Here is a 23,433-nt window from a genome sequence, read left to right as displayed (position 1 = left end):
AAGGGCGCATCCGTCGGGGTCCCGGGTCGTTGGCACGTATGTGCACCCATACGACCCCACCTCATCCCACACCGGACGCCGCCAGCCGTACCCGAACTACATCCCGGCGATGCGTCCCCCGCAGGACTACCAGACGGGCAGCTCGGCCACGCCGATCTACGACGCCCTCTGCGCGGAGTACCGGCGCTCCTTCAGGACCCTGCCCGGCGACCGCAGCGGCGAGGAACAGCTGGGCTTCGCGCCCTTCGGGACAGGGACGTACGTGGCCCGGCACCACACCCCGTACTACGCGACGGGCCAGCACTACCCCCAGCAGAACGGGCGGCAGCCCGGCCACGGAGGTCACCTCCCGGCCGCACTGCCGCCCGCACCGCGTAGGCCTTAGAAGCTCACGCGCACCGCAGAAGTATCGCTACTTCTTGCGCCCGCGCTTCTCGCGCACTCGCACCGAGATGTGGATCGGCGTCCCCTCGAAGCCGAACTCCTCGCGCAGCCGGCGCTCCACGAAGCGCCGGTAGCCGTGCTCGATGAACCCGGAGGAGAAGAGCACGAACCGCGGCGGCTTGGTCCCTGCCTGCGTCCCGAAGAGGATGCGGGGCTGCTTGCCGCCGCGGATCGGGTGCGGGTGGGCGGCGACCAGTTCGCCGAGGAAGGCGTTGAGGCGGCCGGTCGGCACGCGCGTCTCCCAGCCCGCCAGGGCCGTCTCGATCGCGGGGACCAGCTTCTCCATGTGACGGCCCGTACGCGCCGACACGTTGACCCGGGGCGCCCAGGCGATCTGGGCGAGCTCGGTCTCGATCTCGCGCTCCAGGTAGTAGCGGCGCTCCTCGTCGAGGGTGTCCCACTTGTTGAACGCGACGACGATCGCGCGGCCCGCCTCGACCGCCATCGTCACGATCCGCTGGTCCTGCACCGAGATCGACTCGGAGGAGTCGATCAGGATGACCGCGACCTCCGCCTTCTCGACGGCGGCGGCGGTGCGCAGCGAGGCGTAGTAGTCGGCGCCCTGCTGGAGGTGCACACGCTTGCGGATGCCCGCCGTGTCGACGAACTTCCAGGTGACGCCGCCCAGCTCGATCAGCTCGTCGACCGGGTCGCGGGTGGTGCCGGCCAGCTCGTTGACGACGACGCGGTCCTCGTTCGCCACCTTGTTCAGCAGCGAGGACTTGCCGACGTTCGGGCGGCCGATCAGGGCGATGCGGCGCGGGCCGCCGATCGCCGCGCCGAAGGTCTGCGGGGGCGCCTCGGGCAGCGCCTCGATGACCGCGTCGAGCATGTCGCCGGTGCCGCGGCCGTGCAGCGAGGAGACCGGGTGGGGCTCGCCGATGCCGAGGGACCACAGGGCCGTGGCGTCGGCCTCGCCGCTGGGGCCGTCGACCTTGTTGGCGCAGAGGACGACCGGCTTGCCCGCCTTGCGGAGCAGACGGACGACGGCCTCGTCGGTGTCGGTGACGCCGACCGTGGAGTCGACGACGAAGACGACCGCGTCGGCCGTCTCGATCGCGTACTCGGCCTGCGCGGCCACCGACGCGTCGATGCCGAGCACGTCCTGCTCCCAGCCGCCGGTGTCGACGACCTTGAAGCGGCGGCCCGACCACTCGGCCTCGTAGGTGACACGGTCGCGGGTGACGCCCGGCTTGTCCTCGACGACGGCCTCGCGGCGGCCGATGATGCGGTTCACCAGGGTCGACTTGCCGACATTCGGGCGGCCGACGACGGCGAGGACGGGGAGCGGGCCGTGGCCCGCCTCCTCGATCGCGCCCTCGACGTCCTCGACGTCGAAGCCCTCCTCGGCGGCGAGCTCCATGAACTCCGCGTACTCCGCGTCGCCGAGCGCCCCGTGTTCGTGTTCGGAGCCACCCTCGGGCTGGATCTGGTCGTTCATGAAGTCCGTACCTCGTCGTTCATTCGTGGTGATCGGTGGGCCGCCGTGTTCGTGTACGGCGATCCACTACTGAAAGTCTCGCTCAGCGCCCGGTCAGACGCCTGGCATGGTCCAGGTGCGCGGTGAGCCGCCCCTGGATGCGTACGGTCGCCGCGTCGAGCGCCGTACGCGTACGCCGCCCGGTCCCGTCGCCCGCCTCGAACGGGTCGCCGAAGACGACGTCGACGCGGCTGCGCAGCGGCGGCAGCTTCTTTATCAACCGTCCGCGCTTCTCCGTGCTTCCCAGCACGGCGACCGGGACGATCGGGGCGCCGCCGCGCACCGCGAAGTACGCGAGCCCGGCCCGCAGCGAGGCGAAGTCGCCCTCGCCGCGCGTGCCCTCGGGGAAGATGCCGAGCGCGCCGCCGCCCGCGAGGACGTCGAGGGCCCGGGTGATGGCCGTGCGGTCCGTGCTGGTCCGGTCGACCTTCACCTGCCCGATGGATTCGAGGAAGGTGCCGAGCGGCCCGATGAACGCCTCCCGCTTGATCAGGAAGTGCGTCGGGCGCGGGGCGACGCCCATGACCATGGGCCCGTCCACGTTGTGCGAGTGGTTCACGGCGAAGATCACCGGGCCGCTCGCGGGGACCCGCCAGGCGCCGAGGACGCGCGGCTTCCACAGCCCGTACATCAGCCCTACGCCGATGCGCCGGCCGACCTCCGCGCCCCGCTCGGAGGGGCGGCCTGAGATGTCGGGGCTCACTTGGAGGCCCGCTTCTCCCCGACGAGGGTGACGACGCACTCGATGACCTGCTGGAGCGTGAGGTCGGTGGTGTCCACCTCGACGGCGTCGTCGGCCTTGGCGAGCGGCGACGTCTTGCGGCTGGAGTCGGCCGCGTCCCGCTTGACCAGGGCCTCCTGCGTGGCCTTGACGTCGGCGCCCTTCAGCTCGCCGGAGCGGCGGGCGGCGCGGGCCTCCGGCGAGGCGGTGAGGAAGATCTTCAGGTCGGCGTCGGGCAGCACGGTCGTACCGATGTCACGGCCCTCGACGACGATGCCCTTGCCGTCCGTCGCGGCCGAGGCGGCGATGGAGCGCTGCAGCTCGGTGATGCGGGCGCGCACCTCGGGGACCGCGCTGACGGCGCTGACCTCGGAGGTGACCTCGCCCGTGCGGATCGGGCCCGCGACGTCCGTGCCGTCGACGGTGATGGTGGGCGCGGCCGGGTCCGTGCCGGAGACGATGTCGGCCTTGCCCGCGACCGCCGCGATGGCGGAGGGGTCGGTCAGGTCGATGCCGTTGTTCACCATCCACCAGGTGATCGCCCGGTACTGGGCGCCGGTGTCGAGGTAGCTCAGGCCGAGCTGGGCGGCGACGGCCTTCGAGGTGCTCGACTTGCCCGTGCCGGAGGGTCCGTCGATGGCGACGATCACGGCTGCCGGGGCGGCGGTTTCCACGGTGACGGACACCTTTCTGAGTGCACGGGGCAGGAGGGCGGGGCGAGAGAGCGCCCCGCACAAGGTTACTGGCTCCTACGGGCGCCTCTTACTGCCGCATGGCCCAGCCGCGCTCGCGCAGCGCCGCCGTCAGCCTCGGGGCGGCGGCGGGCTGCACCATGAGCTGCACGAAACCGGCCTGCTGCCCGGTGGCGTGCTCGATGCGGACGTCCTCGATGTTGACACCGGCGGCGCCCGCGTCCGCGAAGATGCGGGCCAGCTCGCCGGGCTGGTCGGAGATGAGGACGGCGACGATCTCGTACGCCGCCGGGGCGGCGCCGTGCTTGCCGGGGACCCGGCTCTGGCCCGCGTTGCCCCGGCGCAGCATCGTCTCGACGCCGTCGGCGCCCGCGCGGCGCTTGGCGTCGTCGCTGGACTGCAGGGAGCGCAGCGCCTGGACCGTCTCGTCGAGGTCGGCGGAGACGGCGGAGAGCAGGTCGGCGACCGGCCCGGGGTTGGCGGAGAGGATGTCGATCCACATGCCGGGCTCGGAGGCGGCGATCCGCGTCACGTCACGGATGCCCTGCCCGCAGAGGCGTACGGCGCTCTCCTCGGCGTTCTCCAGACGGGCCGCGACCATGTTGGAGACCAGGTGGGGCATGTGCGAGACGAGCGCGACGGCCCGGTCATGGGCGTCCGCGTCCATCACGACGGGCACGGCGCGGCACAGGGCGACAAGCTCAAGGGCGAGGTTCAGGACCTCGGTGTCGGTGTCCCGGGTCGGGGTCAGCACCCAGGGGCGGCCCTCGAAGAGGTCGGCGGTCGCGGCGAGCGGGCCGCTGCGCTCCCGGCCGCTCATCGGGTGCGTGCCGATGTACGCGGTGAGGTCGAGGCCGAGCGCTTCGAGGTCGCGGCGCGGGCCGCCCTTCACGCTGGCGACGTCGAGGTAGGCGCGGGCCGCGCCCTTCCGCATGACGCCTTCGAGAGTCGCCGCGACGTGTGCGGGCGGCACGGCCACGACGCACAGGTCGACAGGGCCCTCGGGCGCCTCGTCCGTCCCGGCGCCGAGCGCGGCGGCGGTGCGGGCCTGCGCGGTGTCGTGGTCGGCGAGGTGCACGGTGACGCCGCGCGAGGCCAGGGCCAGGGCGGCGGAGGTGCCGATCAGGCCGGTTCCGATGACGAGTGCGGTTCTCACGGGGCGATGTCCTTGCGCGGGGCGGCGGCAACGGGGGCAGTCAGGGGTCCAGCCTAGTTCGCCCGGACGAGACCCTGTCGCCGTCCCGCCGGAGCTGCTTGCATGGGGGGCGCTACCTGCCGCCTCGGGGGAGGCTCGTGATGAAGCGCTCAGGACCCCTTTACACGCTGTACGCCGGGCTTGCCCTGGCGGTGATCATGCTGACGCTCAACGCGACGACGGGCGAGGGCGGCTCCTCGTACGCGGGGGCTCCCGCGGCCACGGCATCGCCTTCGCCGAGCGTCTCCAGGGCGAGCCCGGCCCCTGAGCCCAGCCCGTCGAGGACGGCGGCCCGCGCGAAGACCGGCTACGCGGGCCGCACCGACGACGACATCGCGGCCGTCTCCGTCTCCGTACGGGGTGCGAAGGCGATCGCGTACTACTGCGACGGCCGCACCAAGGAGTCCTGGCTGAAGGGGGACGTCAAGGACGACGGCACCATGAAGCTGACCGGGAAGAACGGCGCCACGCTGGCCGGCACCCTCGCCGACGAACAGATCCGGGGCACTGTCCGCGTCCAGGACGGGCCGCAGGACTTCACCGCGAAGAAGGCCGTCAAGGGATCCGGCCTGTACCGCGCCACCACCGAGGTGCGCGGCGCGGAGATCGACGGCGGCTGGATCGTCCTGCCCGACGGCCGCCAGGTCGGCATCGTCCGTAAAGACGGCGAGCCGTCCGCCGCACCCTCCGTCGACCCGGAGACCGGCGCCGTCACGGTCGACGGCGAAGAGCTCACCGCGCGTCCCGTCGTGCCCTGACCACTTTCGCAAGGGGTAGTCATGACCATCGACCCGAACGCCCCGACCCAGAGCTTCCCGAGCCCCGAACCCGGCCGGGGCCGGGGCGCGGCCCGCTATCTGGTGCCCGCCGTCGTCGCGGCCGTGGTGGCCGTGGCGCTCGGCGTGTACGGCAAGACCCACGACCCGAAGGGCACGGCGTTCAACCTGGCGGGCTTCTCCAGCACGAGCGCGGTGAAGTCCTGGCTGTCGACGGCGGCGTTCGCGTTCGCCCTCGTGCAGGTGGGGTCGGCGTTCATGGTCTACGGGAAGCTGCGCGGCCCGGCATGGGCGCCCGCGCTGCACCGCTGGTCGGGCCGGATCGCCTTCCTCCTCGCCGTGCCCGTGGCGGTGCACTGCCTGTACGCGCTCGGCTATCAGACGTACTCGACCCGCGTCATGTGGCACTCCTTCCTCGGCTGCTTCTTCTTCGGCGCGTTCAGCGCCAAGATGCTGCTGCTGCGCTCGGAGCGGCTGCCTGGCTGGCTGCTTCCGGTCGTCGGCGGTCTGGCCTTCGCGGTCCTGACGCTGCTCTGGTTCACCTCGGCGCTCTGGTTCTTCCGCACGGTGGGGGTGACGACATGAAACCGGCGGCGACGCGGCGCGGCGTCCTGGTCGCGGGGGCGGCGGCGCTCGCGGCGGGCTGCAGTAAGTACGGCGGGGAGAACGACGGCGGCGGCGCGCAGCCGGAGCCGTCGGCCCCGGCCGTGTCCTCGGGAGCCTCGGGGTCATCGGGGTCCTCCGGCGCGAAACCCTCCGGGGAGCCTTCCGCGGCCCCGGACGAGCTGGCGAAGACCTCCGACATCCCGGTCGGCGGCGGGAAGGTCTTCGCCGACGAGAAGGTCGTCGTGACCCAGCCGACGCAAGGCGACTTCAAAGCGTTCTCGGCGGTCTGCACGCACCAGGGCTGCACGGTGAACGCGGTGTCGGACGGCACGATCGACTGTCCGTGTCACGGCTCCAAGTTCAAAATCGCGGACGCGTCGGTGGCGGGCGGCCCGGCGCCGCGCCCGCTGCCGCCCCAGAAGATCACGGTCACCGGAAAATCGATCTCGCTGGGCTGAGCCGGCCCCGTACGCTCCCGGAATGGAACGGGACGAGCTGGTGCGCGACCACACGATCTACGCCTGCGTGATGGGTTCGCGCGCCTTCGGCCTGGCCACGGAGGCGAGCGATACGGACCGCCGGGGCGTGTACCTGGCGCCGACCCCGCTGTTCTGGCGGTTCGACAAGCCGCCGACGCACGTCGAGGGCCCGGCCGAGGAACAGTTCTCCTGGGAGCTGGAGCGCTTCTGCGAACTGGCCCTGCGCGCCAACCCGAACATCCTGGAGTGCCTGCACTCCCCGCTCGTGGAACGCCTCACGGACACGGGCCGCGAACTCCTCGCCCTGCGCGACGCGTTCCTCTCCCAGCAGGCCCACGACACGTTCGCCCGCTACGCCGTCAGCCAGCGCCGCAAGCTGGAGGCCGACGTCCGCGCCCACGGCGCCCCGCGCTGGAAACACGCCATGCACCTGCTCCGCCTGCTCACCTCCTGCCGCGACCTGCTGCGCACCGGCACGCTCACGATCGACGTGGGCGATCAGCGGGAGGCGCTGCTCGCGGTGAAGCGCGGCGAGGTGCCGTGGCCGGAGATCGACCGCAGGATGACCGCCCTGGCGGCCGAGGCGGACGAGGCGGCCCGCCGCACCCCGCTCCCCGGGGGACCGGACCGCGCCCGCGTCGAGGACTTCCTGATCCGGGCCCGCCGCGCCTCAGCCCTCCAGGCGGACGCGCACCACTAGATCGTGCAGGGCGTCGTGGGCGGACGCCTCGTCGGGCAGCTTCGACGCTTCCTGCGCCGCGTCCAGTCCGGCGTGCAGCGCCTCGATGTCGGCGGCCACGCGCGCGTGCTCCACGTCGGCGCCGCCGTGCTCGGCCGCCGCCTTGGCCTCGATCAGCTCGGGCAGGTAGGCGGGGGCGGTCACCTCGCCGAGCAGCGTGGGCAGGTCGGCCTGCACCTCGCCGCTGCGCATGAGGTGGATCCCGGTGAGCAGCACGCGGAAGGTGTACAGCAGCGGCTTGAGCTCGTGGTTCTTCTCGTACAGCCGCCACTGGGTGCCCGCGAAGCCCCGGTAGTGGTGCGCGTGGTGGCGCGTGAGGACGCCCGGCGCGAGCGAGACCAGCTCGCGGTGGGCCTCCGTGCTGTGGACGACCAGCGGCGACAGGAGCTGTTCGAGGACGTAGCCGTTGCGGCGCAGCATCAGGCGGACGAACTTGCGCAGGTCGTGCGTGACGAGGTCCATCTCGACGCCGTCCGTGAACCACATCCGCGACCGGGTCTCCTCCGGCTCGCGCAGCCCGAGGAGCGCCGGGGCGGGCAGCAGATGGACGCCGCGCAGGTCCACATCGGAGTCGCGGGACGGGAACCCGTACAGGTGCGCGCCGGAGACGGTGGCGAAGAGCAGCGGGTCGGGTTCCGCGGCGACGACCGAGGTCAGGTCGATGTCCGCGGGGAGGTGTGCGTCGGCGATCATCTCCCCATGGTGCCGGACCGCGCCGGAGCGGACCGACGGATCACGCGTCCCACGCCGCCCCGTACGCCGTCAGCTCGTCCCGGTGCTCCACCCGCCCGGTCCATTCCTTCGGCCAGGCGTCCGCACCCAGGTACGCGCCCGCGAAGGCGCCGGTCAGGGCCGCGATCGAGTCCGAGTCGCCGGAGGTGCAGGCGGCGCGGCGCAGGGCGAGGACGGGGGCGTCCACGAAGAGGAGGAAGGAGAGGAGGGCGGTGGCGAGGGCCTCCTCGGCGATCCAGCCGGCGCCGGTGGCCAGGCACGGGTCGGATTCCGGGTTGACGGTGGGCACGGCCGCGGCCAGGCGTTCCAGGACGGCCAGGCACTCGTCCCAGCCGCGGGTGATGAAGTGCTCGGGGTCCGGGTCCTGCGACCGGCGCCACAGGTCGCCGAGCCAGTCCTCCCGGTAGCGCGTGCGGTTCTCGAGGGCGTACGACCGCAACTGTCCAACCAAGCCGGTGGGGTCGGCACCGTTCGCGAGCAGGAACACGGCGCGGGCGGTCAGGTCGCTCGCGGCGAGCGCGGTCGGATGGCCGTGGGTGAGCGCGGCCTGCAACTGGGCGGCCCCGGCCCGCTGCTCCTCGCTCAGCCCGGGGACGAGGCCGATCGGAGTGACCCGCATGTTGGCGCCGCAGCCCTTGGAGTGGAGCCGGCTCGCGTCGCGCCAGTCCCGCTCGTTGTCCTCCAGGAGGCCGCAGGCGGTGAGGCAGGTGTTGCCGGGCGCGCGGTTGTTGTCGGGCGACCGGTACGAGTCGATGAACTCCGCGCGCAGGGGCGGCTCGGAGCGCGCGGCGTCGAGCGGTCCCCGCGCCATCGCGGTACGCAGACCCCGCGCCACGGCGAGCGCCATCTGCGTGTCGTCCGTGATGTACGCGACGGGCCCCGGCAGCTCCATCTCTCGCCAGGGGCCGCACTTGGCGAGGATCGCCGGTACGTCGTTGAACTCGGTCGGGAAGCCGAGCGCGTCCCCCAGGGCGAGCCCGAGCAGGGAGCCGGTCGCGGGGCTCTTGGTCATCGGGGTCATCAGCGGGGTCCTTCCGTCGCGTCGGACGCGGGCTTGAGCAGGGGCGGGAGCAGTGAGGTCGCGCCGCCGGCCCGGTACAGGGCGGCGGGTTTGCCGCGGCCGCCGGTCAGCCGGGAGGCGCCGGGGATCTGCTCGACGAAGCCGGGCGTCGCGAGGACCTTGCGGCGGAAGTTCGCCGGGTCGAGCTCGGTCCCCCACACGACCTCGTAGACCTGGCGCAGCTCCCCGAGCGTGAACTCGGGCGGGCAGAACGCGGTGGCCAGGCAGGTGTACTCGAGCTTGCCGCCGATCCGGTCGTGGGCGTCGGCGAGGATCCGGTCGTGGTCGAAGGCGAGCGGGCCGTACGCGCCGAGCGCACCGGGCTCGTACGGCAGCCAGGCGGCGCGGGCCGCGTCCCCGCCGCCGTGCGCCTGCGGGGCGTCCGGGACGAGCGCGGCGAAGGCCACGGAGACGACCCGCATCCGGGGGTCGCGGTCCGGCTCGCTGTAGGTGCGCAACTGCTCCAGGTGCAGCCCGGCCACATCGCTCAGCCCCGTCTCCTCGGCCAGCTCGCGCCGCGCCGCGCTCTCCGCGGACTCGGCGGGCTCCAGGAACCCGCCCGGCAGCGCCCAGTGGCCCGCGTACGGCTCCTGGCCGCGCTCGACGAGCAGGATCTGCAGCCGGCCCGCGCGGAGCGTGAAGACGGCGAGGTCGACGGTGACGGCGAAGGGCTCATAGGCGTGCTTGTCGTAGCCGTGCATACGGCAGCCCCCTCCCTTATTGGTCTAAGCGACTCTAAAGGGAGGGGGCTGCCGCGAACAAGCCCTACGGCTGTTCTCGCACGTGTCTACAGGTCGACTTCCTTCATCAGCATGCCGACCTCGGTGTTGGACAGGCGCCTCAGCCAGCCCGACTTCTGGTCGCCGAGCGTGATCGGGCCGAACGCCACCCTGACCAGCTTGTCGACCGGGAAACCGGCCTCGGCGAGCATGCGTCGCACGATGTGCTTGCGCCCCTCGTGCAGGGTCACCTCGACCAGGTAGTTCTTGCCGGTCTGCTCGACGACCCGGAAGTGGTCCGCCTTCGCGTACCCGTCCTCCAGCTGGATGCCGTCCTTGAGCTGCTTGCCCAGGTCGCGCGGGATCGGGCCCACGATGTGCGCGAGGTAGACCTTCTTCACGCCGTACTTGGGGTGCGTGAGGCGGTGCGCCAGCTCACCGTGGTTGGTGAGCAGGATCACGCCCTCGGTCTCGGTGTCGAGCCGCCCGACGTGGAACAGCCGCGTCTCACGGTTGTTCGTGTAGTCGCCGAGGCACTGCCGCCCCTCGTTGTCCTCCATGGTGGAGACGACGCCGGCCGGCTTGTTCAGGACGAAGAACTGGTACGACTGCGTGGCCACGGTCAGCCCGTCGACCTTGATGACGTCCTTGTCCGTGTCGACGCGCATGCCCTGCTCGAGCACGATCTCGCCGTTGACCTCGACACGGGCCTGCTCCACCAGTTCCTCGCAGGCGCGGCGCGAGCCGTAACCGGCGCGGGCCAGGATCTTCTGCAGCCGCTCGCCCTCCTGCTCGGCGCCGGGGAAGGTCTTGGGGAGGTTCACCTTCGGCTTGCCCGCGTACCGGTCGCGGTTGCGCTCCTCGGCCCGCGTCTCGTACTCACGGGAGCGCGAGGGAGCCGTACGGCCGCCGGACTGCTGCCCGCGCTTGGGGCCGCCCTTGGCACCGCCGCGCGCCGAGGCACCGCGGCCCGACTTGGGGCCGTCCTGCGTGCCGCCGGGGCCCACGTCGTAACGCCGCTCCTCGGGGCGCGGCTTCTTCGGACGGCCCGCGCCGCCCTGCTTGTCGTCGCGGTCGTTGCCGGCACCGCGGTAGTTGCCGCGGCCGGAGCCGCTCCCACCGCGCGGGCCGCCGCCGCTACCGCCGCGGCCGCCGCTGTTGCCACCACGGCTCCCGCCGTTGTTTCCGCTGCTGTTCCTGCCGCTGCTGCTTCGCATCAAAATTTCCGTCTAGTCGGCTGCGTGCTCGGTGCGATCGATGTGATCGTCGTGTCCGAGACCCGGCGCATCGGGTGCGTCCGGATCGAACGACGGAACCCCTTCCAGCGTCTCGGCCTCGATCGCGTCCGCCTCGGGGAGGAAGGGCGCGAGCTCCGGCAGCTCGTCCAGGCCGCGCAGGCCCATCCGCTCCAGAAAGTAGTTCGTCGTCCTGTACAGGATCGCACCTGTTTCGGGTTCCGCGCCCGCCTCCTCCACCAGACCCCTCTGCAACAGGGTCCGCATGACCCCGTCACAGTTCACTCCGCGCACGGCGGAGACCCGGGAACGGCTGACCGGCTGGCGGTACGCGACCACGGCCAGCGTCTCCAGGGCGGCCTGCGTCAACCGGGCGGCCTGCCCGTCGAGCACGAACCCCTCGACGGCCTCCGCGTACTCGGGCCGTGTGTAGAACCGCCAGCCCCCGGCGACCGGGCGCAGCTCGAAGCCGCGCCCCTGCACCGTGTACTCGTCGGCCAGCTCCCGCAGCGCGTCGGCCACGGCCCGCCTCGGCCGCCGCAGGATCTTGGCGAGGTGCTCCTCGGTGGCGGGCTCGTCCACGACCATGAGGACGGCTTCGAGGGCGGGCCGCAGCGCGAGCCCGGCCACCCCGCCCTCGTCGGCGTCCGCCGCGTCGCCCACGCTCATCCCGCACTCTCCTTGTTCTCGGCCACCGGCTCGGGCGCCCGGTCGAACTCGTCGGTCACCACGGGTTCGGCCGCCTCCTCGCCGGTCCAGCGCACGAGCAGCTCCCCCAGCGCGGTCTCCTGCTCCAGGGCGACGGCCTTCTCCCGGTACAGCTCGAGCAGCGCCAGGAACCGTGCCACGACGGTCAGGGTGTCGTCGGTGTCGGCCACGAGCGCCTGGAAGGTCGCCTCGCCCATCTCCCGCAGCCGCGCCACGACCAGACCGGCCTGCTCCTGGACGCTGACCAGCGGCGCGTGGATGTGGTCGACGTACACCTGCGGCTTCGGCCTGGGCTGCATCGCCTTCACGGCGAGTGCGGCGAACCCCTCAGCACCGATCTTGATGACGACGTCGGGCAGCAGCTCGGCATGGTGCGGCTCGAGCCCGACGGTACGCGGATAACGCCGCGCCTCGTCATCGAGCCGCCCGCTGAAGATGTCGGCGATCCTCTTGTAGGCGCGGTACTGGAGCAGCCGCGCGAACAGCAGGTCGCGGGCTTCGAGCAGCGCCAGATCCGCCTCGTCCTCCACCTCGGCGGCGGGCAGCAGCCGGGCCGCCTTCAGATCGAGCAGGGTCGCGGCGACGACGAGGAACTCGGTGGTCTGGTCGAGGTCCCAGTCGGGCCCCATGGCCCGGATGTGCGCCATGAACTCATCGGTCACCTTCGACAGCGCGACCTCGGTGACGTCCAGCTTGTGCTTCGAGATGAGCTGGAGCAGCAGGTCGAAGGGCCCCTCGAAGTTGGCGAGCCGCACTGTGAAGCGCCCGTCGTCGGCCTCGGCCGCCGCGGGGACGGCTTCCGGAGCGGCTTGGTCTCCGGTCTCCGCGAGCCCCGCTTCCGGAGCGGGCTCGGCTCCGGCCCCGGCTCCCTCAGGGACCGGCCGGCTCCCGGACACCGCCTCCGGCCCCACTCCGGCCTCAGGCACGGTCTCCACTACGGCCACGCCGTCCGCCCCGGACTCGGGAATCGGCATCGACCCGGACCCGGGCGCGGCGCTCTCCGGTTCCGCCGCCACATCATCCGGCTCGACCGGCGCGGCCACCGCTCCACGGCCCAGCGCACGCCGTCGGGCGCCCCGGCCGGGCACAGGTGAGGAATCGTTCACGGGCATCACTGCCGGAGGCTACCGCCGAAGCGACTAACGCCCGCGCAGCCGGCGTACGAGAATGCTCGCGTCCCCGCGGGACTCCAGGTCGGCCAGGACCACGGCGACGGCCTCGCGCACGATGCGGCCCCGGTCGACGGCGAGGCCGTGCTCGCCGCGCAGCACCAGGCGGGCGTGCTCGAGGTCCATCAGCTCCTCGGCGGAGACGTACACGGTGATCTTCTCGTCGTGCCGTTCACGGCCGCTGGGGCGCCGGTTGGCGGCGCGGGAGCGGCGCCGGGCGGCAGCGGTCGACCCACGGCCACCGGTGCCCTCCTGCGCGGCGCCGGAGGACCGCCGGGCCGGCTTCTCCCCGGCCTCGGCAGCGGCGGCGCGGTTGCGCGAGCCCGCCTCCGAATCGGCCTCCGCGGCCGCGTGCTCGGCGGCGGGTGCGGGCGCGGACGCCGTCTCCGGGTCGCCCTCGTCGGCGGAGGGCGCGGCCGCGGCCTCGTCGCTCTCGCCGGCCGGGCCCGGGACCCGCGCCTCACCGTTCGCCGGGCGCCGTGGTGACGACGCCTGCAGTGCCATTCCCCCGGTCGTACGGAACAGTTCGTCGGCCCCCGGCAGACTCACTCGGCGTGACACCGGGCGAGCACCTCCCTGGCGAGCTGACGGTAGGCCGCGGCACCGACCGAGTTCGAGGCGTACGTGGTGATCGGCTCACCGGCGACCGTGGTCTCCGGGAAGCGGACCGTGCGCCCGATGACCGTGTGGTAAACGTGGTCGTCGAACGCCTCGACCACGCGCGCGAGCACCTCACGGCTGTGCACCGTGCGGGAGTCGTACATCGTGGCGAGGATGCCGTCGAGCTCGAGCTCGGGGTTGAGCCGCTCCTGGACCTTCTCGATGGTCTCGGTCAGCAGGGCCACACCGCGCAGTGCGAAGAACTCGCACTCCAGCGGCACTATGACCTTGTGCGCGGCGGTCAGCGCGTTGACCGTGAGCAGACCGAGCGAGGGCTGACAGTCGATCACGATGTAGTCGTAGTCGGCCATCAGCGGCTTCAGGGCGCGCTGGAGCGTGGACTCGCGCGCGACCTCACTGACCAGTTGCACCTCGGCGGCGGACAGGTCGATGTTGCTCGGCAGCAGGTCCATGTTGGGGACCGCGGTCTTGAGGAGGACCTCGTCCGCGGACATGCCCCGCTCCATGAGCAGGTTGTAGACCGTGAGGTCGAGCTCCATCGGGTTCACACCCAGGCCCACCGACAGGGCGCCCTGCGGGTCGAAGTCGACGAGCAGGACCCGGCGGCCGTACTCGGCGAGCGCGGCACCCAGGTTGATGGTCGACGTGGTCTTGCCGACGCCGCCCTTCTGGTTGCACATCGCGATGATCTTCGCGGGCCCGTGGTCGGTCAGCGGTCCTGGAATCGGGAAGTACGGCAGCGGACGCCCGGTGGGGCCGACGCGCTCACGGCGCTGCCGGGCAGCGTCCGGGGCAAGCGTGGCCGCGTACTCGGGGTCCGGCTCGTACTCGGCGTCGGGGTCGTAGAAGTGCCCCTCGGGGGACAGTTCGTCGTAGTCGGCGAAGTGGCTGTGTTGGGTGTCGCCGCTTCGGTCGCCGGCCATGGCGTTCACGTGATGGCCATCCATGCTCTGGTGTGCTGTCTGCGTCGGCTTTGGCTGGGGGCTGCTCGGCTGCTGCTTGAAGCTGCTCTGGAAGCCGCTCTGGTGGGCCGCGAAGGTACGCACAGCTACGGAGCCGACAGCTTGAAGCCCCGCGGGTCCCTGTCCGCCTGGCTGGGCACCTCCGGGAGTAAATGTCGACTCATTCACAAGTCGTCTTACCTCCTTGGATGTGACCAGGAACAATTTATCGATAGGTCAGCGTGGCACTATGCCGACGGTTGGCGACTCTATGGCGTGTCACCGCTCCGCAGCAACACAATCCGCCGTACCCGGCAGGATGTGTCGGCATCGGAACACCCTCATGTCAAGGGCGTGCGGCGGTTCTTCGGCGCGTTTCGCGGGGGCGCGAATCGGCTAAAGGGTTACGTTCACGGCGAGTTGGCCAAGTCCGTACCCATGCGCTTACGGCCGGACCCCTGACAAGGTCCGGCCGTAAGCGTGAGATTGACGACTTTTGTTGACGCCGCCGCATGGCGCCGCCACCGGCGGTTCTAGCCGAGCAGCGCGTCGAGGTCGACGTGGTCCAGGCCGTGGGCCTGCGCGACCTCCTTGTAAACGACCTTGCCGTCATGCGTGTTGAGGCCGAGGGCCAGCGCGTGGTCACGGCGCAGCGCCTCGGCCCAGCCGCGGTTGGCCAGTTCGACGATGTACGGGAGCGTGGCGTTGGTCAGCGCGTACGTCGACGTGTTGGGCACGGCGCCGGGCATGTTGGCGACGCAGTAGAAGACCGAACCGTGCACCGGGAAGGTCGGCTCGGCGTGCGTGGTCGGGTGCGAGTCCTCGAAGCAGCCGCCCTGGTCGATCGCGATGTCGACAAGGACACTTCCCGGCTTCATCCGCGAGACCAGCTCGTTGGTGACGAGCTTCGGCGCCTTGGCGCCGGGGATCAGGACGGCGCCGATGACGAGGTCGGCCTCCAGGCACGCCTTCTCCAGCTCGAAGGCGTTGGAGACGACCGTCTGGATCTTCGTACCGAAGATCTTGTCGGCTTCCTTGAGCTTGTTGATGTCCTTGTCGAGCAGGGTCACGTGGAAGCCCATGCCGATGGCGATCTGCGCGGCGTTCCAGCCGGAGACGCCGCCGCCGATGACGACGGCCTTGCCGGCGAGGACGCCGGGGACGCCGCCGGGCAGCACACCGCGACCGCCGTTCGCGGCCATCAGGTGGTAGGCGCCGACCTGCGGGGCGAGCCGGCCCGCGACCTCGGACATCGGGGCGAGCAGCGGCAGCTGACGGCCGGCGGTCTCGACCGTCTCGTACGCGATGGCGGTCGTGCCCGACTCCAGGAGCGCGTCCGTGCACTCCCTGGACGCGGCCAGGTGCAGGTAGGTGAAGAGCGTCTGGTCCTTGCGGAGGCGGTGGTACTCCTCCGCGATCGGCTCCTTGACCTTCAGGAGCAGGTCGGCGGTGGCCCACACCTCATCGGCGGTGTCGAGGATCTGCGCACCCGCGGCGACGTACTCCACGTCCGGGATCGAGGAACCCACACCGGCGTTCCGCTCGACGAAGACCTGGTGGCCGTGGCGCACGAGCTCGTGCACGCCGGCCGGGGTGATGGCCACCCGGAACTCGTTGTTCTTGACCTCGCGGGGGATGCCGACCTTCATCGTCGATCACGGTCCTTGGCTCGGGGGATATACCGGTCATTGCACTGCATACCAGTGCGCCGAAGGACACACCGGGAGACGCCACGGAAGCACGCGGCGGAGCCAGTCTAATGAAGGTTTTCGAGCTGTCTAGCCTTTCGATACATCAATCTTCTGGTGAAGCACTACGGATTTCGCAGGTGTTAGCCGCATGTTCCGAAGGGTTTGCTTCCGGAGCGCCGCCCACGGCTGACCTGGCCGCCTCCTCTCCCAGCATGCGCTCGGCCGCACCCCGGTGCAGCTTGGCGGCGGCCGGGTCCCCGAGCCGTTCGAGGGTGTCGGCGAGCCGTAGCTGGAGCGCCGCCTGCAGCCGTACGTCCTTGGCCTGCCGCGCCCACTCGGCCGCCTCCTGACAGATACGCAGCGACTCCTCGGGCCGCCCGGCGTACTCCTGCACCCGGGCCAGCTCGCTCAGCGCCCGCGCCTGGGCGGGCACATCGCCCTCCTTGCGGTACCCGGCGATCGCCGAACGCCAGCCGCGCAGCGCCTCGCCGTAGCGCCCCGCGTACGTGTGGACGGCGGCGATCCGCCCGTGCAGCCGTGCGGCGTCGGCCCGCTCACCCCGCGCGAGCCGCTGGGCGAGGGCCCGCCCGTACCAGTCCGCCGCCCGGTGCCAGTCCTCCAGCTGCTGATACGCGCCGCCCACGGATTCCATCGCGCGGCCGGTGGCGTACGGGTCCTGCGCCGCCCGTCCGGCGTCGAGCGCGGCCCGGTACCGGGCGAGCGCCTCCCGCGTCCGCCCGGTACCGGCGTCGAGATCACCGAGGTTGAGCAGCGCGGCGGCTTTCTCCCTGGGCAGGTTCCGTCGCCCGGCGACATCGAGCACGAGGCCATGGACGGCGTACAGCTCAGGGGCTGCGGCCTCGGTGCCCCGGTGCGCGACGAGGGCTCGCACCAGCGCCGCCATCAGCCGCCGGGCCAGGGTGTCGAGGTCGCCGTCGGCCACGGCGAGCCGGGCCGCGGCGAGCAGCGCGGGCTGCCTGGCGTGCAGCCACTCCGCCGCTGCCGCCGGGTCCGGGAACCGCAGGGCGCTGGGCAGCCCGGCGAGCTTCTTTCGGGCCGGGCTGTCGGCGGGCTCGGTGACGGCGCGGCAGGAGGTCAGCAGGCGGACGGTCCGTTCCAGCATCCGGGCGCGGGCCAGCTGGAGTTCGCCGGGCCGGTCCTGGCTCTCGGTGAGCCCGCGCAACAACGGGATCAGGCAGACCGGCACCTCGTACTGCGGCAGCCGCGTGCCGACGGCGCGGACGAGTCCGAGGGCGACGAAGTCGTCCAGCGTGGCGCGGGCGGCGGAGACGGAGCAGCCCGCCAGCGCGGACGCGGTGTGCGGGTCGACGTAGCCCTCGGGCGCCAGGGACAAGTAGCGCAGTATCCGCGCGGCCGGTCCGGGCAGGGTGGCGTAGGCGTGCCGGAAGACGCGGACGAGTGCGGGCCCGTCCCCGGCGTCGTCGGCGGAGTGCAGTTGCCTGGCCAGATCGGCGACGGATTCCTTGGGCCGCCGGGCCAGCCAGCCGCCGGCGATCTTCAGAGCGGCCGGTTCACCGGCGCACAGCTCGACAAGGGCCTCGGCGGAGCGCGGGTCGCAGGTGACGCGGACGGACCCGATGTGCGTGGTCAGCAGCTCCAGCGCCGACTTGGTGTCGAGCCCGCCGATCGTGCAGGGCCGTACGTCCGCGATCCCGGTGAGCGGTCCCTCGGCGACGGCGACAACCAGACAGTCCGGGGCGTCCGGGAGCAGCGGGTCGACGTGCTCGGCATCGCCCGCGTCGTCGAGCAGCAGCACGACCCTGCGCACCGAGAGCCCCTCGCGCAGCCGCTCCGCCAGGTCGTCGGCCGTCTCCCCCGGGGGCGCGGGCAGTTCGAGCGCGTTCAGCAGGTCACGGGCGACTCGTTCGGTCGGTACGGGGGTGCCGTCCGGCGCGGTGAGCCGGGTCCGCAGGGCGCCGTCCGGGTACCGCTCCGCCACCTGGCGCAGCAGTTCCTCGGCGAGGGCGGTGCGGCCGGTGCCGGGGCGTCCCGCGATCAGCAGGACTCTTGCGCGGGGTGCTTTCCGGCCGGACAGGGTGTCCAGCCCGGCCCGCTCGATGTCGGCCCTGAGCTCCTTCAATTCCCGCCTGCGGCCCAAGAACTGACGGGCCGTCACGTCACGAGGCGACGACCCGACCGCCGTCTCGTCGTCCGATTCGACCGCCTGATCCGTCACGGGCCACGCTCCGTCTCACCCTGCCCCTCCGGGGATCGGCAGGGGCGGTCCCGAGCCTAGTTCAGTGACCGGGTACGTCTCCGGCGAGCGCCGCGCCAAGATCCCCCGATCGGATCAGCGGATCTTCGCATTAAGCGCGGTGGGCTCCGCCGTGCGTGGGCGGGGGCGGGGCGCGCCATGGGCTCCGCCGTGCGTGGCCGCGTGCGGGTGCGTCGTGGCTGGTCGCGCAGTTCCCCGCGCCCCCGAAATGCGCACTACGTGCGCCATTTCAAGGGCGCGTCCCCACCGGGCGCGTCCCCACCGGGGCGCCGTGTCGGGGAAGGCGCGGCGGAGCCGCAGGCCTTCAGGGGCGCGGGGAACTGCGCGACCAGCCACGACGCACCCGCGCTCGCCCGAGAACCGTCGCCCCGACGGCGACTACGCGTCGAAGGGACGCGCGGGCCACTCCGCCTCAGCCGGCCGCAACCCGTCCACCAGCCCCCCAGCACGCGCCGCGCTGAGCGAAAGCACCCCCACCACAAGGCAGTTGTTGTGGAGGTCGCCCCCGAGCACCCCGGCAACCAGCTCCGCCAGAGGCACCCGCGCCAGCTCCATGTCCGCCTCCTCGTCCTCCACCTCGAAGCGAGCCCCCTCCGCCTCGGAGAGACCCCGCGCGAGGAAGACGCGGACCGCCTCGGAGCAGCCGCCCGGGGTGGTGTACACGTCGGTGAGGACCCGCCAGTCCTCGGCCTTGACGTGCGCCTCCTCGTAGAGCTCGCGCTGCGCGGCATGCAGCGGGTTCTCGCCGGGGACGTCCAGAAGGCCCGCCGGGATCTCCCAGAGCTTCATGGAGACGGGGTGGCGGTACTGCTTGAGGACGAGGACGCGGTCCTCGTCGTCGAGGGCGAGGACCGCGACGGAGCCGGGGTGGACCTGGTAGTCGCGGCGGGCGACCGACCCGTCGGGCATGACGACGTCGTCCGTACGCACGGAGGTCTTGTTCCCGACGAAGGGTGTCTCGGTGGCCCGGACCTCCCAGTGCTCAGGGGTGTCCTTGATCGCGGTCATGTCGCCACTTCCTCCCACGCACACACAAAAGAAACCGGGGCACGTGCCGCAAAAGGCACGCACCCCGGTAACCGTACATCGCTGGTGCGACAGGCCTCACTTGGCCTTACTTGGCCTTCTTGGCCCCCGCGGAACCCGCGGAACCCTGCGCGGCGGCGACCTTGCGCTCCACGGCCGCCTTCACCAGACCGGCGAAGAGCGGGTGCGGACGCGTCGGGCGCGAGCGCAGCTCCGGGTGGGCCTGGGTGGCGACCAGGTAGGGGTGGACCTCGCGCGGGTACTCGACGTACTCGACGAGCTTGCCGTCCGGGGAGAGCCCGGAGAACTGCAGACCGGCCTTCTTCTCCAGCTCGGCGCGGTAGGCGTTGTTCACCTCGTAGCGGTGGCGGTGGCGCTCCTCGACGTACTCCTTGCCGTCGTACACCTCGCGCGCGATGGAGCCCTCGGCGAGCTTGGCCGGGTACATGCCCAGGCGCATCGTTCCGCCCATGTCGCCCTCGCCCGCGACGATGTCGAGCTGCTCGGCCATCGTGGCGATGACCGGGTGGCCGGTGGCGGGGTCGAACTCGGTGGAGTTGGCGTCCGGCACGTCGGCGAGGTTGCGCGCGGCCTCGATGACGATGCACTGCAGGCCGAGGCAGAGGCCGAGCAGCGGCACCTTGTTCTCGCGGGCGAACCGGATCGCGCCGACCTTGCCGGACACACCGCGCTCGCCGAAGCCGCCGGGGATGCAGATCGCGTCGACGTCGCCGAGCTGCTTCGCGGCGCCCGCCGGGGTCTTGCAGTCGTCGGAGGTGACCCACTTGATCTTGACGCGGGCCTTGTTGGCGAAGCCGCCGGCGCGCAGCGCCTCGGTCACCGACAGGTAGGCGTCGGGCAGGTCGATGTACTTGCCGACCAGCGCCATGACGATCTCGTGGTCGGGGTTGTGGACGCGGTCGAGCAGGTCGTCCCAGGTCGTCCAGTCCACGTCGCGGAACGGCAGGTCCAGCTTGCGGACGACGTACGCGTCGAGGCCCTCGGTGTGCACGACCTTCGGGATGTCGTAGATCGAGCGGGCGTCGGGGCAGGCCACGACGGCGTCCTCGTCGACGTCGCACATCAGGCTGATCTTGCGCTTGATGGCGGTCGGGACCTCGCGGTCGCAGCGCAGCACGATGGCGTCCGGCTGGATACCGATGTTGCGCAGGGCGGCCACCGAGTGCTGGGTGGGCTTGGTCTTCAGCTCGCCGGAGGGGCCGATGTAGGGCAGCAGCGAGATGTGCACCACGAACACGTTGTCGCGGCCGACCTCGTGGCGGACCTGGCGGACGGTCTCCAGGAACGGCAGCGACTCGATGTCGCCGACCGTGCCGCCGACCTCGGTGATGACGACATCCACCTCGTCGGTGGCCATGCGGCGGATGCGGTGCTTGATCTCGTTGGTGATGTGCGGGATGACCTGGACGGTGTCGCCGAGGTACTCGCCGCGCCGCTCCTTGGCGATGACCTGCGAGTAGACCTGGCCGGTGGTGACGTTGGCCGAGCCGTCGAGGTCGACGTCGAGGAAGCGCTCGTAGTGGCCGATGTCCAGGTCGGTCTCGGCGCCGTCGTTGGTGACGAACACCTCGCCGTGCTGGAAGGGGTTCATCGTGCCGGGGTCGACGTTGAGGTACGGGTCGAGCTTCTGCATGACGACGCGGAGGCCCCGTGCCTTGAGCAGCATCCCGAGGCTGGAGGCGGTGAGGCCCTTGCCGAGGGAGGAGGCGACACCCCCGGTGACGAAGATGTGCTTGGTCGTCGTGGATTTGGGCGTCATGGCCAAGAGGGGGCTCCCGTGGTCGCGGTCTGGAGGTGCGTACCGGCGCGAACTCCGGACTTTCGGGGAGGCGCCGTCGCTGCGGTTCGGGGGTTCTATGACCACCGGCTCACGGGCTACCAGGGTATCAGCGACGCGGGCAGGGTGCTTCCGGCCACGCTCCGCGCACGCGTCACCACGGGTCCACGACATCGTCACCCGGTGGTCACCCTTTCGGCGCAGGCGTGTTGTCAGGAGCGGCAAGCGGATCACTGGGGCGCGTCGTATCCTGCTCGCGACAGTCGGCTCGGCGAGTCACACAGGAGAACGGCAGCACAACGGCGCCACCCCCGTCCGTGAATGCAGGTGCCGTCGCCGGAACAACCGGCTGGTCGGTTCGTTTGCGACGACGTCCCCCGACGACGTATCAAGACGATTCGTTGACTTCCGTCTGTGAACCGTCGACCGTTTACCGTTGACCGATCATCTAGACCTATGACCGCTGACCGCTGAGACCGCATTGCGATCGTCCCTCGACCCACTGTCGCGGTCCTGGGGCGTACGTGGCCGTTCGACTGGAGACGCACGTGGCCGGGCGCATCGAGGATTACGCACTTATCGGAGACATGCAGACCGCCGCCCTGGTCTGCCGGGACGGCACAGTCGACTGGCTGTGCCTGCCCCGCTTCGACTCGCACGCCATTTTCGCCGGGTTGCTCGGCACCGAGGATCACGGCTTCTGGCGCCTTGGCCCCGCGCACGCGGCCGACTCCGAACCGCCGGCGGCGACGCGCCGCGGCTACCTCGGGGACTCCCTGATCCTCCAGTCCGAGTGGGACACCCCGCGCGGCACCGTCCGCGTGACGGACTTCATGCCGCCGCGTGACGGCGCGCCGCAGCTCACCCGCATCGTGGAGGGCGTCACCGGGCGCGTCCAGGTGCGTTCGGCGCTGCGGATGCGGTTCTCGTACGGGCGCATCACCCCGTGGGTGCACAAGATCGACGGCCGTACGGTCGCCGTCGCCGGCCCCGACTCCGTGTGGCTGGACTCCGAGGCGGAGACGTACGGCAAGGACCTGACGACGTACTCCGACTTCACGGTGGCGCCCGGCGAGCGGGTCGCGTTCACCATCCAGTGGCAGCCCTCGCACAAGGACCAGCCGCCGCTGCCGGACCCTCAGGGCGCGCTCTCGGCGACCCAGGACTTCTGGCGCGAGTGGGTCGAGCACTGTACGTACCACGGCCCCTACCGCGAGGCCGTCGTGCGCTCCCTCATCACGCTGAAGGCGCTCACGTACGCGCCGACCGGCGGCATCGTCGCCGCGCCCACCACCTCCCTGCCGGAGGAGATCGGCGGCGTGCGCAACTGGGACTACCGCTACACCTGGCTGCGGGACGCGGCGATCACGCTGTCCTCGCTGCTTCGCACCGGTTACCGCGAGGAGGCCCGCGCCTGGCGCGAGTGGCTGCTTCGCGCGGTCGCGGGCGACCCGGAGAACCTGCAGATCATGTACGGCATCGCGGGCGAGCGCGAGCTGGGCGAGGCCGAGCTCGACTGGCTCCCCGGCTACGAGAACTCGACGCCCGTACGGGTCGGGAACGGGGCGGCGCACCAGCTCCAGCTCGACGTGTACGGCGAGGTCACCGAGGCGCTGCACCTGGCGCACATGACGGGCCTGGCCCGCAACGACTACGCCTCGCTGCTCCAGCTCAAGCTCATCCAGTACCTGGAGAAGCACTGGGACGAGCCCGACGAGGGCATCTGGGAGGTGCGCGGGCCGCGCCGCCACTTCGTGCACTCGAAGGTGATGGCGTGGGTCGCGGTCGACCGCACCATCAAGCTCCTGGAGTCGGGCGAGGCGGACGGTCCCCTGGACCGCTGGCGCGATCTGCGCGACGACATCCACCGGGACGTGTGCGCGCGCGGATACGACGCCGAGCGCAACACCTTCACGCAGTCCTACGGCTCCAAGGAGCTGGACGCGTCGCTGCTGCTCATCCCGCAGATGGGCTTCCTGCCGCCGGACGACAAGCGCGTCATCGGCACGATCGAGGCGATCCAGCGGGAGCTGTCCACGCCGGACGGCTTCATCCTGCGCTACCCGACCGACGGCGACAACGCCGGGCTCGACGGGCTGCCCGGTGACGAGGGCGCGTTCCTGGCCTGCTCATTCTGGATGGCGGACGACCTCGCGATGATCGGCCGGGTCGACGAGGCGCGCAAGCTCTTCGAGAAGCTGCTCGCCCTCCGCAACGACCTGGGCCTGCTCGCCGAGGAGTGGGACCCGCACCTGCAGCGTCAGGTCGGCAACTTCCCGCAGGCGTTCAGCCACGTGCCGCTGATCGACACGGCGCTGCGCCTGACCTCGTCAGGGGCGTACAGCGGCTGAGTCACCGGTCCCGG

The 23,433-nt window shown here is 71.6% G+C and carries 22 protein-coding genes; 6 read left to right on the top strand and 16 right to left on the bottom strand.

Annotated features, from left to right (window positions below; translation table 11 throughout):
- Positions 1-109: 109 nt before the first annotated feature.
- Positions 110-385, top strand: a complete 276-nt coding sequence (locus ACH4RC_RS29335) for a hypothetical protein (protein WP_398206238.1) — start codon at positions 110-112, stop codon at positions 383-385.
- 27 nt (positions 386-412) lie between these two features.
- Here the strand turns inward: ACH4RC_RS29335 and der are convergent, their stop codons facing one another.
- The 4 genes from der to ACH4RC_RS29315 form a co-directional block, all read right to left on the bottom strand.
- Positions 413-1,885, bottom strand: coding sequence for a ribosome biogenesis GTPase Der (gene der, locus ACH4RC_RS29330; RefSeq protein ID WP_398206237.1), 1,473 nt, complete (start codon positions 1,883-1,885; stop codon positions 413-415).
- Positions 1,886-1,967: 82 nt separating this feature from the next.
- Positions 1,968-2,666, bottom strand: a complete 699-nt coding sequence (locus ACH4RC_RS29325; protein WP_398206235.1) for a lysophospholipid acyltransferase family protein — start codon at positions 2,664-2,666, stop codon at positions 1,968-1,970.
- Positions 2,624-3,295: a (d)CMP kinase gene (gene cmk, locus ACH4RC_RS29320; RefSeq protein WP_398206454.1), complete on the bottom strand. Its 672-nt coding sequence runs from the start codon at positions 3,293-3,295 to the stop codon at positions 2,624-2,626. The genes ACH4RC_RS29325 and cmk overlap by 43 nt, the downstream gene beginning before the upstream one ends.
- Positions 3,296-3,407: 112 nt before the next feature.
- Positions 3,408-4,493, bottom strand: coding sequence for a prephenate dehydrogenase (locus ACH4RC_RS29315; RefSeq protein ID WP_398206233.1), 1,086 nt, complete (start codon positions 4,491-4,493; stop codon positions 3,408-3,410).
- 140 nt (positions 4,494-4,633) lie between these two features.
- On the opposite strand from ACH4RC_RS29315, the gene ACH4RC_RS29310 reads away from it, so the two are divergent.
- Genes ACH4RC_RS29310 through ACH4RC_RS29295 form a run of 4 tightly spaced genes read left to right on the top strand, consistent with a single transcriptional unit; the run spans position 4,634 to position 7,093 of the window.
- Positions 4,634-5,290 (top strand): hypothetical protein, encoded by a 657-nt coding sequence (locus ACH4RC_RS29310; RefSeq protein ID WP_398206231.1) that lies wholly within the window; start codon positions 4,634-4,636, stop codon positions 5,288-5,290.
- 21 nt (positions 5,291-5,311) lie between these two features.
- Positions 5,312-5,893 (top strand): DUF6529 family protein, encoded by a 582-nt coding sequence (locus ACH4RC_RS29305; RefSeq protein ID WP_398206230.1) that lies wholly within the window; start codon positions 5,312-5,314, stop codon positions 5,891-5,893.
- Positions 5,890-6,372 carry a Rieske (2Fe-2S) protein gene (locus tag ACH4RC_RS29300; protein WP_398206228.1) on the top strand — a complete coding sequence of 161 codons (483 nt, stop codon included), beginning with the start codon at positions 5,890-5,892 and terminating at the stop codon, positions 6,370-6,372. Before ACH4RC_RS29305 ends, ACH4RC_RS29300 begins: the two co-directional genes overlap by 4 nt.
- Positions 6,373-6,394: 22 nt before the next feature.
- Entirely contained in the window at positions 6,395-7,093 is a 699-nt protein-coding gene (locus tag ACH4RC_RS29295) for a DNA polymerase beta superfamily protein (protein WP_398206226.1), read from the top strand.
- Here the strand turns inward: ACH4RC_RS29295 and ACH4RC_RS29290 are convergent.
- The 12 genes from ACH4RC_RS29290 to ACH4RC_RS29235 all read right to left on the bottom strand — a co-directional run bounded on the left by ACH4RC_RS29290 (position 7,064) and on the right by ACH4RC_RS29235 (position 21,050).
- Positions 7,064-7,825, bottom strand: a complete 762-nt coding sequence (locus ACH4RC_RS29290) for a DNA polymerase beta superfamily protein (protein ID WP_398206225.1) — start codon at positions 7,823-7,825, stop codon at positions 7,064-7,066. The two genes, ACH4RC_RS29295 and ACH4RC_RS29290, sit on opposite strands and share 30 nt — an antisense overlap.
- A gap of 40 nt (positions 7,826-7,865) precedes the next feature.
- The gene (locus tag ACH4RC_RS29285; RefSeq protein WP_398206452.1) at positions 7,866-8,876 is read right to left on the bottom strand and encodes an ADP-ribosylglycohydrolase family protein; all 1,011 of its coding nucleotides are present in this window, start codon (positions 8,874-8,876) and stop codon (positions 7,866-7,868) included.
- 8 nt (positions 8,877-8,884) lie between these two features.
- On the bottom strand, positions 8,885-9,625 hold the full coding sequence (locus tag ACH4RC_RS29280; protein ID WP_398206224.1) for an NUDIX hydrolase: 741 nt from the start codon (positions 9,623-9,625) through the stop codon (positions 8,885-8,887).
- A gap of 86 nt (positions 9,626-9,711) precedes the next feature.
- On the bottom strand, positions 9,712-10,860 hold the full coding sequence (locus ACH4RC_RS29275) for a pseudouridine synthase (protein ID WP_398206222.1): 1,149 nt from the start codon (positions 10,858-10,860) through the stop codon (positions 9,712-9,714).
- Positions 10,861-10,872: 12 nt separating this feature from the next.
- Positions 10,873-11,547: an SMC-Scp complex subunit ScpB gene (gene scpB, locus ACH4RC_RS29270; RefSeq protein WP_398206220.1), complete on the bottom strand. Its 675-nt coding sequence runs from the start codon at positions 11,545-11,547 to the stop codon at positions 10,873-10,875.
- Complete coding sequence (locus ACH4RC_RS29265; RefSeq protein WP_398206218.1) at positions 11,544-12,698, bottom strand: segregation and condensation protein A; 1,155 nt, start codon at positions 12,696-12,698, stop codon at positions 11,544-11,546. The genes scpB and ACH4RC_RS29265 overlap by 4 nt, the downstream gene beginning before the upstream one ends.
- A 27-nt stretch (positions 12,699-12,725) precedes the next feature.
- The gene (locus ACH4RC_RS29260; protein ID WP_398206216.1) at positions 12,726-13,316 is read right to left on the bottom strand and encodes a hypothetical protein; all 591 of its coding nucleotides are present in this window, start codon (positions 13,314-13,316) and stop codon (positions 12,726-12,728) included.
- Positions 13,301-14,506 carry a ParA family protein gene (locus ACH4RC_RS29255; RefSeq protein WP_398206214.1) on the bottom strand — a complete coding sequence of 402 codons (1,206 nt, stop codon included), beginning with the start codon at positions 14,504-14,506 and terminating at the stop codon, positions 13,301-13,303. Before ACH4RC_RS29255 ends, ACH4RC_RS29260 begins: the two co-directional genes overlap by 16 nt.
- Before the next feature lie 344 nt (positions 14,507-14,850).
- Positions 14,851-15,966, bottom strand: coding sequence for an alanine dehydrogenase (gene ald, locus ACH4RC_RS29250; RefSeq protein ID WP_398206212.1), 1,116 nt, complete (start codon positions 15,964-15,966; stop codon positions 14,851-14,853).
- A gap of 145 nt (positions 15,967-16,111) precedes the next feature.
- Entirely contained in the window at positions 16,112-18,205 is a 2,094-nt protein-coding gene (locus tag ACH4RC_RS29245) for a tetratricopeptide repeat protein (RefSeq protein ID WP_398206210.1), read from the bottom strand.
- Between the two features lie 417 nt (positions 18,206-18,622).
- On the bottom strand, positions 18,623-19,252 hold the full coding sequence (locus ACH4RC_RS29240) for an NUDIX domain-containing protein (RefSeq protein ID WP_398206209.1): 630 nt from the start codon (positions 19,250-19,252) through the stop codon (positions 18,623-18,625).
- A 106-nt stretch (positions 19,253-19,358) separates the two neighbouring features.
- Positions 19,359-21,050 (bottom strand): CTP synthase, encoded by a 1,692-nt coding sequence (locus tag ACH4RC_RS29235; RefSeq protein WP_398206208.1) that lies wholly within the window; start codon positions 21,048-21,050, stop codon positions 19,359-19,361.
- A gap of 566 nt (positions 21,051-21,616) precedes the next feature.
- Between ACH4RC_RS29235 and ACH4RC_RS29230 the strand changes: the two genes are divergently transcribed.
- Positions 21,617-23,419: a glycoside hydrolase family 15 protein gene (locus ACH4RC_RS29230; RefSeq protein WP_398206450.1), complete on the top strand. Its 1,803-nt coding sequence runs from the start codon at positions 21,617-21,619 to the stop codon at positions 23,417-23,419.
- Positions 23,420-23,433: the final 14 nt, after the last annotated feature.

This window comes from Streptomyces sp. NPDC016845 (assembly GCF_044332585.1).
Lineage (GTDB): Bacteria > Actinomycetota > Actinomycetes > Streptomycetales > Streptomycetaceae > Streptomyces.
Note: the sequence above shows the minus strand (reverse complement) of the source record. Positions and strands in the feature narration are given on the sequence as shown.